This window comes from Prevotella falsenii DSM 22864 = JCM 15124 (assembly GCF_000613945.1).
In the GTDB taxonomy this organism is placed as follows: domain Bacteria; phylum Bacteroidota; class Bacteroidia; order Bacteroidales; family Bacteroidaceae; genus Prevotella; species Prevotella falsenii.
Window position 1 is genome coordinate 1 of record NZ_BAJY01000049.1, and the last position, 11,855, is coordinate 11,855.

6 protein-coding genes and 5 pseudogenes are annotated in these 11,855 nt (G+C 38.8%); 7 read left to right on the forward strand and 4 right to left on the reverse strand.

Going from position 1 to position 11,855, the window contains the following annotated elements:
- Positions 1-231 precede the first annotated feature (231 nt).
- The 4 genes and pseudogenes from JCM15124_RS11845 (at position 232) to JCM15124_RS11860 (ending at position 6,287) form a co-directional block, all read left to right on the forward strand.
- Positions 232-843 carry a TetR/AcrR family transcriptional regulator gene (locus tag JCM15124_RS11845; RefSeq protein WP_024999573.1) on the forward strand — a complete coding sequence of 204 codons (612 nt, stop codon included), beginning with the start codon at positions 232-234 and terminating at the stop codon, positions 841-843.
- Positions 840-1,975, forward strand: a pseudogene (locus JCM15124_RS14370) (StlD/DarB family beta-ketosynthase). Before JCM15124_RS11845 ends, JCM15124_RS14370 begins: the two are co-directional and overlap by 4 nt.
- Before the next feature lie 135 nt (positions 1,976-2,110).
- Positions 2,111-4,774 carry a C13 family peptidase gene (locus tag JCM15124_RS11855; protein WP_024999574.1) on the forward strand — a complete coding sequence of 888 codons (2,664 nt, stop codon included), beginning with the start codon at positions 2,111-2,113 and terminating at the stop codon, positions 4,772-4,774.
- A 73-nt stretch (positions 4,775-4,847) separates the two neighbouring features.
- Positions 4,848-6,287, forward strand: a complete 1,440-nt coding sequence (locus JCM15124_RS11860) for a leucine-rich repeat domain-containing protein (RefSeq protein WP_024999575.1) — start codon at positions 4,848-4,850, stop codon at positions 6,285-6,287.
- A 923-nt stretch (positions 6,288-7,210) separates the two neighbouring features.
- Here JCM15124_RS11860 and JCM15124_RS11870 read toward each other — a convergent pair.
- Both JCM15124_RS11870 and JCM15124_RS14380 read right to left on the reverse strand, forming a co-directional pair.
- Positions 7,211-7,472, reverse strand: a pseudogene (locus JCM15124_RS11870) (relaxase/mobilization nuclease domain-containing protein); the annotation flags it as partial.
- A gap of 4 nt (positions 7,473-7,476) precedes the next feature.
- Positions 7,477-7,906, reverse strand: a pseudogene (locus tag JCM15124_RS14380) (plasmid mobilization protein).
- 393 nt (positions 7,907-8,299) lie between these two features.
- Here JCM15124_RS14380 and JCM15124_RS14385 point away from each other — a divergent pair.
- The 3 genes and pseudogenes from JCM15124_RS14385 to JCM15124_RS11890 all read left to right on the forward strand — a co-directional run.
- A pseudogene (locus JCM15124_RS14385) lies at positions 8,300-8,577 on the forward strand (DUF4134 domain-containing protein).
- Positions 8,578-8,582: 5 nt separating this feature from the next.
- Positions 8,583-8,945: a DUF4133 domain-containing protein gene (locus JCM15124_RS11885; RefSeq protein ID WP_024999577.1), complete on the forward strand. Its 363-nt coding sequence runs from the start codon at positions 8,583-8,585 to the stop codon at positions 8,943-8,945.
- Positions 8,942-9,127: pseudogene (locus JCM15124_RS11890) on the forward strand (DUF3875 domain-containing protein); the annotation flags it as partial. The gene JCM15124_RS11885 and the pseudogene JCM15124_RS11890, both read left to right, overlap by 4 nt.
- A 1-nt stretch (position 9,128) precedes the next feature.
- On the opposite strand, the gene JCM15124_RS11895 reads toward JCM15124_RS11890, so the two are convergent.
- Together JCM15124_RS11895 and JCM15124_RS11900 are read right to left on the reverse strand one after the other, a co-directional pair.
- Positions 9,129-10,091, reverse strand: coding sequence for a hypothetical protein (locus JCM15124_RS11895; RefSeq protein ID WP_024999579.1), 963 nt, complete (start codon positions 10,089-10,091; stop codon positions 9,129-9,131).
- Positions 10,081-11,700 (reverse strand): hypothetical protein, encoded by a 1,620-nt coding sequence (locus tag JCM15124_RS11900; RefSeq protein WP_024999580.1) that lies wholly within the window; start codon positions 11,698-11,700, stop codon positions 10,081-10,083. Before JCM15124_RS11900 ends, JCM15124_RS11895 begins: the two co-directional genes overlap by 11 nt.
- Positions 11,701-11,855 lie beyond the last annotated feature (155 nt).

Below are 11,855 nucleotides of genomic sequence, written 5' to 3' on the forward strand. Positions count from 1 at the left end.
ATCACTGTTGTTCGATTCCATAATTCTTTGTTTTTAAGATGAATAAATTGCTATCGAACGGCAAATATATAAGCTATAATCCTCCTTTAAAGGCATAGGGAAATCACGGGAAAAGGGGGAGGGAGAAAAAGAAAAAATAAAAAGATTATCATAAATTTGGAGATTTCATTTTTTATTCGTATATTCGCAAACAAGAAATAATTATTACGGTAATACTAATTATTAAACCTAATGAACAAAAAAGAAGAAAGGAAAAACAATATATTCTTGGGAGCATTCAAACTCTTTATGACCAAAGAGTATGCAAATGTTACAACTTCCGATTTGGAAGAGGCAACGGGAGTATCAAGAGGTGCTATATATTATAAGGTGAAGAACAAAGATGGTTTATACCGAGCTGTCATTGACAAATTTGTCTTTAATCTTATAGCTGATTCTCTGAATAGGGATATATCCGTTTCGCAGAAGACTCCGTTTGGGGACTTTATTATGAATGAATTAGAACTTATCCGAAGCAGAATGAGCCTGATCAGAAAATCAAATATAGATGCAACTTCTACACAGTATCTCAACTTGTTATCTTCTGCTTGCTTTCACTATGAAGGATTTAAGGATAAGAGCAAGGATTTGGAGGAGGATATTTTGAAATTGTGGTTAAACTATTTTCATAAAGGGGTCGAGGCCGGCGAATTGAAAAAGAATGTCGATCCGGACTTGGCTATTTCAGCTTTCCGCTCCCTTTACTACGGAGACGCATTCAGTTTATCCATCATCGGGGGTGAATTGGATATTGAAAGCCTAAAGAAAAAGTACTTACTATTATATAATACCATTCGTCTATGAAGAATATTTATATCAACCAAGTCTCATCTTTCCTGCCCAACAAGCCTGTCGGCAATGAGGAAATGGAGAATTATATCGGGCTGATTGGTGGAAAGCCATCAAGAGTGCGTTCAATCGTCCTCAGACAAAACGGAATTAAAACGAGGTATTACGGGTTAGACAAGCAGCATAAAATTACCCATTCCAATGCACAGCTTGCAAAACAAGCGGCAGAGAGTTTATTTGCCGATAAAACAATACCCGAAAACGTAACACTCATGGCTTGTGCTACGAGCACTCCGGATCAGCTGCTCCCCTCACACGCCTCTATGGTTCATGGAGAATTGGGGAATTTCCCGATGGAGATATTTTCATCTGCGGGAGTGTGCCTAACCTCATTGCAAGCTTTGAAGATTTGCTATAGTAATATTCTTGCAGGATTGCATAAAAAGGCAGTTTGCGTAGCTTCTGAGCTGACTTCTCCTGCGTTAGTATCGAAATTCTATGACCCCGAATACGAAGCAACTCACGATAATCCGGACAAAGACCCCTATATGGCTTTCGAAAAGGATTTCATGAGGTTTATGTTGTCTGATGGTGCGGGGGCAGTATTAGTACAAGACCATCCCGAAGGAACACTCCTTTGAGAATAGAATGGATTGAAATGACCTCATATGCCAACGAACTGCCTACATGTATGTTTATGGCATCAGAACTACAAGCTGATGGACGTTTGAAGAGTTGGAAAGAATTTTCTCCCGATGAAATCAAAGAACGAGGAGTACTTGTAGGGAAACAGGATATTCGCCATTTGAAAAAGTTCGCCATTAAGTATTGGGTAAATCACATAGAAACCGTGCTTGCCAAACATAATGTAAAACCGGAAGAAATAAACTATGTGATACCCCATCTCTCCTCTATGCTCTTCTATGATAAATTGAACAATGAATTTCTTACTCGTAAAATAGCTCTGACAAAGGAGAAATGGTTTGTCAATCTTCCTTCTGTAGGAAATATTGGCTCGGCAGCTATTTATGTGGCACTGGAGGAACTCATAAAGACAAAAGAAATAAAACGTGGAGACAAGATACTTCTTCTTGTACCGGAAAGTGGCAGGTTCTCATACGGAACAGTGCTGCTTACAAGTGAATAGCTAAAACTTTTGCTTGGAATTCTTTGCAAAAATATCAAAGTAGAATTACAATAATAAGAAAATAAGTGTGTTTATTAACACTTTAATGTCTCATTTAATAAAAACAACTATGAAAAAAGATTTAAACTTTTATTTGTGTTGCTTTGTTGTCTGATTAGTTCTTCAGCAATTGCACAACAACGATTACGTAATGTCTCAAAGCAAGAGGCTTTTTCCGTTGTTAAGGGGATTTTCTCAGGGCAGGATGTTGATTATTATCTTTGCGAGGACCCCGTTCTTAAAGTCGAGGGTGAAGGTAATGACCTTAATTTTTCCCAGAGCGGTACTTGGACATTTTTCGTGGATGCTGAACCGCTGAAAGGTTGGGAACACGACTGTTATATAGTTCGTGTTGTAAAGAGAATAGGAGAATATCAATCTCCTGCACCTCAATCAACGAAGCTCCGTCTTCCACCTATGGGGAATTTCTCTCCGTTGGAAGTCAAGAATCGTTATGGCACACATGCCAATCTAAAGCCTTATGTAAAAAAGGAGTCCCTTTCCAATGAGGCTAAAAGTACTGCAGAACGCACCTATGCCGTAATACTCAGTGGTGGACATAATCAATATTCCAATCACGAACGTTATTGGAATGACTGTTCTTTCGTCTATCAAACATTGGTAAATAAATACGGTGTGCCCAAAAATAACATTGCAGTAGTGATGTCCGACGGAACAGACCCTGCTGCCGATATGCATCTAACGACCGGGGGCTATAAATCTTCTCCATTGGATCTGGACTATGACGGACAACCGGACATACAATATGCTGCAACACGTACCAACGTGAAGAATGTTCTTTCCAAACTTTCACAAAGGATAGGGAAGGATGACCATCTTTTCTTCTATGTAATAGACCACGGAGGAACAAAAGACTACAAAAATCAGTCATATATTTGTCTATGGAATGGAGAATCTTTACACGACTATGAACTTGCAGATTGGCTTCGTCCTTTCAATGAGAAACAGGTTTATGTAAATGCGGTATTAGGGCAGTGTTTCTCGGGTGGTTTCATTGAGGAATTGACGAAAGTGGGGTGCGTTGTGGCAGCAGCTTCTGAAAGCGACAAATCTTCATATGGCTGTTATGACATTCCTTACGATGAGTTTGTTTATCATTGGACTTCTGCCATAAATGGAAAAGATGCTTATGGAAAGCTAGTGCCTTCTGATGTTGATAATAACAATAGGGTGACAATGGATGAAGCTTTTACGTATGCCAAACTGAAAGATCGTGCACCGGAGGAGCCTCAATACATGTCTAAGCCTGTATCCGTCGGAGAAGACTTGGCTTTCAATAACCTCCCAGAAGCAGTAGATCTTTATATCAAAGACAATGACGAAGACACGGGAAAAGAACCTAACTTAACTACAACTGTATTTTGGGATAGTCCCTCTATATGGGTGAGAAATGAAGAAGATGGCATAGAAAAGCATGAAAATCCTTATTATGCAAAAAATCATCTTGCTGTAGTTGTTTATGTCAAGATTCATAATAGAGGGAAGGAAGATTATAATGGCGGAAAATATCTTCACATGTATTGGGCTCGAGCTTCTACAGGATTGACAGCTAAAGCGTGGCGAGGACAAGAATATTATATAGACAATGACGTTACAGGAGGACGCATGAATCCTGAATATATTAAACCAATAAAAGCAGGTGGATACAGAATTGTACCAGTTACATGGTCTTTACCTCGAGGTTTAATGTCAAAAGATAATGGGAAAGAGAAGCACCATTTCTGTTTGTTAGGACAGATTTACGACGAAGGGGACCCCGAATTAAAAGGAGATTATCCTGCAGTACAATGGAGTAATGACATTGCTCAGAAAAACGTATCGATTATTTCTAAAGAGGATCTTTCAAAAGGAATCACTGTTTTTGTACGGAATATTTACAAAGATAACCACAAATATTCTCTCGAAATACATCCTCGCACTTTAGCCGACAAACCTCTTCTATCCAAGGCAAAATTAAAAATGGAGATGGCTACACCAATCTATGACGCTTGGAAACGTGGAGGACTTCGAGCAAGGAGCATAACCTATACCCCATCCATAACTCCCCATAAAGTGGAGTTTAATTCATGGGATGGTCGTTTGGAAGACATCTGTATGAATGGTTCGGATTTTGAGAAAGTGACAATGAATCTTGAATTCCAAAAACCAGCAAATTTCCCAGGAGAAACCTATGCTTTCTATCTGGTTCAAAAGGATAATCAGGGTAACATTATCGGAGGGGAAACCTTTGAGGTGGAAGCCCCATTGTTCAGCCATGAGCCGATTGTAATTACTCCCATTAATCTCGGGAACGGAAAGTTTGAACTTTTGACGGAGTTTAAAGAAAAAGATACCTTTTTTAGGTGGACAGATGGGAATGGGAAATCTGTGGGAGAAGGAAACAAAGTAACGGTCATTCCAACCTTAAAGAATAATGAATTCTCCGTTACGGCACTCTCTTCCCAGGGTGAAATGGCGCAGAAAAGCATTACATTGGAATCTAAGATAGGATTAAAATCGGTTACTCCCATATCGGTCAATGACTTTATAAATGTTGAGTTGCATAATACTGTTGAATCAAAAAATGCCGTTCTTCAAGTAAGTGCCTTAACACAAGGGACAATTCTATTGAGCAAGAATGTTCCTGCTGGAACAAGAACGTTACAAATAGATGCTACATCCCTATCAAGTGGTATATACGTACTTACTTATTCCGTAGAAGGACAAATCATAGACAGCAGAAAGTTTACCAAGAAATAGTAAACCTAATCTCGGTAACAGAAGCATTGCCTTCTGTTGCCGTTTTTATATATAACATAACATTGAAATAATAATGAGAAATATAACACTTCTATTACTGTCTCTTATATTTTTCTGTCCCCCAAAAATATGGGGTCAGGTGAGTTTTTTTGATGCGAGGGTGAGCGAATATGGACAATTGGAGCAGACCTTGGGCGATAAGTGGAATACAATAGACTCTTTGGTAGTACACGGACCAATCCATGAAGCTGATTTTAAGACAATCGTTCGTTGTGCGAGAGATGGAAAATTGCGAATAGTCAATTTGCAATTTTCACAAGTAGAGAACAATAAGATTCCTGATTCTGGGTTTGTCGATTGGGATTGGTACACTTCTGGGCACTATTTGGATATTCGTCGCATTATCCTACCCGACAATATTACAGAATTTGGATTCTGTGCATTTTTAGGATTGACATTGAGAACCATCAATATACCCTCCTCATTGAAAAAAATAGGAGAAAGTTGTTTTGAGGACAATAAATGGCTTGAAGTGAATCCTCTAATAATCCCAGAAGGAATCACAGAAATTCCAGCTCGATGTTTCCAATGGTGTGACAGCCTTAAAAAGATTGTTCTACCCCCTTCGCTCAAAACAATCGACCAACTTGCGTTCTATTACACAAAGGTGAAAGAGATGAACTTCCCCGAAGGCTTGGACAGTATCGGATTTTCTGCTATATATGCTACAGAACTCATAGAGATTGTCTTGCCTAATACCGTAAAAAAGATAGGTAATGCTGCATTTTCTGACAACAAGAGATTAAAGAGGGTTGTTTTACCAGAAGGGCTCTCAGAAATCCCCAAACGACTATGCAGCTTGTGCTCGGATTTGGAGGAAGTAGAAATCCCGAAATTTGTGACTAAAATTGATCGCAACGCATTTCAATGGTGTTATAAACTTAAAACAGAACTTCCACCGAATTTGATTTGGATCGGCTGTGATGCTTTTAGTTATTGCGCTTTGGATTCCATTGTCTTTCCAGCTACTGTAGAATACATTGAAGGCGGAGCTTTTGAGGACTTGACTTCTCTACAAAAGATTTACTCTCTTTCAGCAATGCCTCCTATTTGCACAGAACATCCGATGGGAATCAACCCTGGAGAAGGACCTTTTCATAGCTTTACTCCTAATGATATACCGGTTTATGTTCCAATCGGGTCAGGTGAAAAGTATCGTCAGGCTTTCGGCTGGAACTATTTCACGAATATCATTGAGACGGACAACTTCCCAACAGGAATAGTGATGCCTAAGATGGGTAATAGCGAGCAATACAAGGTGTACGGAAAAGACGGCAAATTGGTCATCGAACTGCCGGAAAGGCTCGCTTCTCCCGTTCGTTACTCTGTTTGCAGCATAGCGGGCGCAACGTTAGCGCAAGGTTATCTCACAGCCTCGCACACCCTGCAAATGCCATCAAAGGGTATTTATATTGTACGTGTTGGCAATACTGCACACAAAATATTTCTGTAAGTCATTATTATAGGACACTTAGTTCGGTATAAGAAAGCAGGTTAAGCAAGAACATCTCGCAAATGTTTTTAAGCAAGTTTGCTAATGAGACAGTGCGAATTTTTCGGTTTAATCTTGTAAAGATAATTCTGTTAAAAAGTGATATAATCGCTTTGGCGTTGCGAAAGCGTAGGTTTTGCATTGTAAAACCTACGCTTTTACCATGCAAAACAGCCGCTTTTGGAATGCAAAACAATAGGTTTTGTAATGCATTGGCAGATAAACAGTTAGATGGTAACTGCTCTTGCAAAAAATGTTTACACGTTTATTGTCTTCTTTTCGTTCTTTTCTCGTTCCTCGAAAAGTGCGTTTTCTCGCCATGGCAATGCTTAAATTAATTTGGCATTGCTTATTTGGCTGAACGAAAACATTCATAAATAACGTGAGTTCGGTGTAAGAGTTCGAGAGCGAAGATACTTCACTTCTTATTGATTATAAGTATATTAAATCATAATCAACTCTTTCTTTAAGTCTTATGGATAATATATTGGCGTAATTCTTACATCGACCTCACGTTCTCATAGATTTTGAAAAACCAAATGATGGCAGCCAGCAAGATAATCGGAGACTCCACAAAGAAATCTCCTGCTTCTGAATCCAAGAACGGTTTAAGTTGAGCATGATGGTATAGGAGGAATATCATCGATATACCTCGCATAAAGTCCATGACCTTGCCCAATGCCCTTAATCGTTTTCCTATGCCATAATTGAATAAAAATTCGTATCCGCCCTTATGTCTAAAATTGTCTTATAAGACTTTTCAAATTGTCTTATAGGACAATTTTAATTCTCCTATAAGACAATTTTCGGGCGGAGGTTTACATTGTTGTTAGAATACTTTTTGATTGCTGTTTGAACGAGAGATTTACCTCTTTCTTCGTCTAAATCTGCGTGAGTGTATCGTCGGATAATTTCTCGTCCGGGTGCGGATTAAGGGAACAATGGAACACCGTTTTCTTGGTGCGGCATTTCTTCGGAATAAGAGTCTCCATGTTGGCAAACACCTCCTCCATCGTATAACGTTCCTCCTTGTTCTGATACAATTCAGCGGCAAGAAGAACGCTTGCTTCCTCTTTCTCCACCTTTTTGAAGTTATAGCCCAATAACCCCACCGAGGTTCTCCGTTGCTGAAATCTTCGCTATCATTTTTCTAACTAAATTCCCAATACTTCTTCTTTCTATAATCAATGGATAGATTGATAGCCTGCTCTTGCAAGGCAATGATTTGAGCCGACAGTTTTTCTAATTTTTCAAGCAGAATTTGTGCGGTCTTGACCGAATGATAGCTGTTGATGGCACGCATGGTCTGGTTATACAGCACACCTATCTTATGGATTTGTGCTGTAAGTTCGGAGAATTTGCAATAGTATTCCACAGCGGATTTATCCACCGTGATGACCTTAAAACTCTCTCAAGAATGCGACCACGCACAAAATCCGACTTGGTTTCCGCTCCCGATTTATGGAACAAATCGATTGCCCGTTGCTGGTCTTTCGGATTGGGCAGTCGTACATGCCAGTTGTCCCATCGGGCTCATCAGGGTCTTTTCGCCCACTATTCTTTTTTGTCTGTTTATCCATCTGTTGTTGCTTCTTTTAATTGCGACTTTGGAGAAATTCATCTCCCCCTTTCGGGGCAAGGGACTTTGTGGTACAAACGGCGGTTTGTGTTACAAAGACACACATTGCCAATATCAAGAACTGATGCGATGGAAGCATCCACCTTTTTTGGGTATCTGCTTCGGGATATAACCTCCATGTATCATTCTCGCCTGCAAAGTTACGGCGGATTTTCAAATATCTCATTATCAATGACATTCACTCTTTTTCCTTTCATTTCTCTATACTTCACAGGTAGTTGAAACTTAGGATAAAACCTTGTTATTTTGCAAACGGATTCAGTTGAAAGGCAGCTTGAAACCAGTATGGATGAAGAGTCCAAAATAATGATTTCAACTTGAAAAAATCACACTGATGATGCTCCTGCTGGTGACTGCACCGTGGGAGCATACGCATAGGGCAACGGTATGGCGGGCATCAACGAAGCCACAAAGATGGTAACAAGTTATTTTGATCCGGGTACAAAACTCATCTATGCCATCGGTGCCGTAGTGGGCTTGATTGGTGGCATAAAAGTGTACAACAAGTTTAGTTCAGGCGACCCCGATACAAGCAAGACCGCCGCGAGCTGGTTCGGTGCGTGCATCTTCCTGATCGTGGTCGCCACTATCTTACGTTCTTTCTTCCTATAACCATCATGGCTAATTGGGACGAGTTGTTGAGAGTTTTGCTCGAAAAAATCAACAAGGGTGTAGGTCGGACGGTGGAGTTCAAGGGCTTGAAGGCGCAGTATCTCTTCCTCTTTGCAGGAGGCTTGCTTGCCGTCTTCATTCTTGTGGTCGTGCTCTATCTCTGCGGGGTCAGTCAGATAGTTTGTCTCATCATAGGCGTACCGGGTGCCACTCTCGTGGTGTGGAAAACGTTCGCCATGAACCGTAAGTACGGGCAGTATGGGCTGATGAAACAGAGAGCGGTGCGTATGCACCCACGCTACCTTGTGAATCACCGCACGGCCTTTCACCTTATCCGTAATCTCCAATCAAAGAAAGCGAAGAAATGAGACGTATTGTTGAGGTCTTTGACCGAAAAAACAGAAGCAAGATAACGACCTTGGAATCGAAGTTCCCGCTGCTCTCCATCGAGCAGAGCTGTATGGTAAGCAAGGATGCCGACATCACGGTGGCTTTCCGTGTGGAACTGCCCGAACTCTTCACCGTCACTCCTGCAGGATATAAGGTAATAATCATAAAAAATGAAGTACTAATGAAAGTATAGCAATTAAGCTAATAGCTACCTTATAGGCTTTTGTGTCAAAAATAGTTTTTTTGTTAATTTCTTCCTGTAATAAGTCAATTCTTTTAAACAATTCATCTATTCTAATATTAACCGTTTGCATTGCTTTAATAACTTCTTTTTCAACACAAGAGATAATTTGTGTTTCAAGTTCAGATACTTTGGAGTCTATTTTATGATCTAAATTATATTCTAAATGGGCAAATCGTTCTTCTAATTTATCAAGTGATTCACTTACATTACCTTTAAGTTCTTCAACAGAACTAAGCATTTGTTCTGCATGGTTTATTGTTTGCTGACATGATTGCTCGAACTTGTTTATTGAACTACGAATTTTATCAATATCTGTATGCGCAGTTTCTATATCTAATTTATGGTTGCGTAATAATTCGTCATGACCATTTATTCTTTCCTGCATATCTTCTTGTGCACGTAACTGACAGATGACATTCTCTAATTCTTGTCGGGCAAAATCGCTCAATTCTTCTTGAGATGCATTCTGTAATCTCATTTGTAGTTCTCTAACAACCATTCTATTTGCTGTTATATCAGTGGCACCCAAGGCAAAAAGATATCTTATAGCTTGACTTATGTCTTTTTGATTATTGAATAGTTCTTTGCTTGCATCTATAGTTTGACTAAGGGCTATAGCATGAACAACTGCTGTAGTTTGAAGAGCTTCAATTGCTTCTTTCTTGTTATTGCCTGTTAATGACCATCTAGCACTCTTTGTTTTTGCAATATCAGCGGATTCCTTGGCTTTCTTTGCTTTATCCTCAGCTTCCTTTTGCGCTTTTTCGATTTTAGTTATACCATCAAGAGTTTTAGTTATTTTATCAGGAAATTCTGTAGGGAGAATCTTGACTTCTGTGGGGAGAATATTGGTCTGTAATTGATAGTTATTATTTTCCATAGAGCAATATTTGAGAGATATTTGTTAATAAACCAGGATTGTTTTGTTCAATCTCTTTATAGTTTGAAGCTATTTTATTTAAATCAATTCCAATTTCTAGAAGTGAATTTCTAAGGAACTCTAAAGAACTTAATGCTGTTTGTTTCATCTGATTTACAGCTTCATTCGCTTCTTTTGCAGCAATCCACATATCTGCCTGTTTATAATATATCTTTGCTGTTCCTAAAAAAATATGTTCGGACATCCTGTATAATCTTTCATCTCTTAGTCTTTCACGTTTATAGCCCATATATGTATCAGATCCTATTGCGATGGCAAATCTTCCTACACCAACAAAATTGACTCTTAGTACCATATTTGCAAAAAAAGTAGCAGGTTCACCTCCTGATTTCAACGATGCTCTAATAGCTGCGTCTGCTGCATCAACAGCAACAAATGTTCCTGATGCAATAGTCATCATTCGTGTAATCGTCCTGTTGCGCCAAGGTACGACATAGTCCCACTCAATGCCTTTCCAGTCATCATTCTTCTTGTATTCAGAAATGAGGTGACGAACGAAATAGAATGTACGCACGAGTAATTCATTTAAGATGATAGGAACAGCTTGTTTTCCCGCATATTCCATTATTGCCATTTCAGATCGCAAATCCCATTTCCTTTTAGAATACAAGTCGCTAACAAACTTTGGAAGCTCGCTCTTATTAAGAAACGGCAATGAAGAAATTTCTTTTAGTAACGAAATAAAAATACCAGAAATACCCATTCCTCCATCTGGAGTATTCTTGGATCCTCCCATGTCGCTGACAAGATGACCAAACCAATTGTCAGTACACTTCAATACTTCAATAATAGCAGGAGAGCATGATAATGAGCCAATTAACTTTTGGATAGGTTTGGGTAATTCTTTCGAGTTCTTTTCTGTATATTTTGACTCAGCAAGATGGACAAGCCATCTTAGGATGCCACTTATAACAATTGGTGCCCAGATTTTTGCTATGTCTTTCATGTCTGTTTTCAACGATACAAAATGCCGTTTACCTTCTTTATCTACAAAAACTGCTTTCCTAAAGAAGGCAAGAACAATAGATGCTACGAGACCAAGGATAGTAGGATGATGGGCTATATCTTCAAGATGATGAAGTTTGGAACTTGATATGCCTAATCCCTTCCATATATTATCTTGGTCAACAGGGAATTTGCGTTCTAAAAATGCTATTGCTCCTTTAAGGCCTTGTCCTTTATCCTTATATCCTCTTAACTTAGCATAATTTTCAATAAACTTATTGACGTGTTTATCCGCATTTGCTTTCAACTCTGCAAAGTTAAATTCACCTACAAAAAAAGAATCAATAAGACCAGCTATTATACCAGATGCTACTGCAACTGTATAGTCTAACCCATCCGCATGATTGGTAAGTTTATCTATTTCATTATTAATATTATCAATGATTTGTTGATTCTTAGCTATACATTGATCTATTGAAAATAATTGTTCTATGACTTTCACTTTCTCGGCTGTTATAGATTCATTTATCTCAATAGCTGAAATTACTTCATACTGTACATCAAGATCTTCATCTTCTGTTCTTAATGATATAATACTGTTCATAATAATTAGCTTCTTCGATTCTATAATTAGGTTTTTGATATATTCTTATTATTCAAAACAAAGTATAACTATTAGAAAAATAACTTCCTATAGTCCTATAGTCTGTCCTGCTTCTCATTTGATGGTTGTAGGAATTTAAAACTAATAGTCTCTAC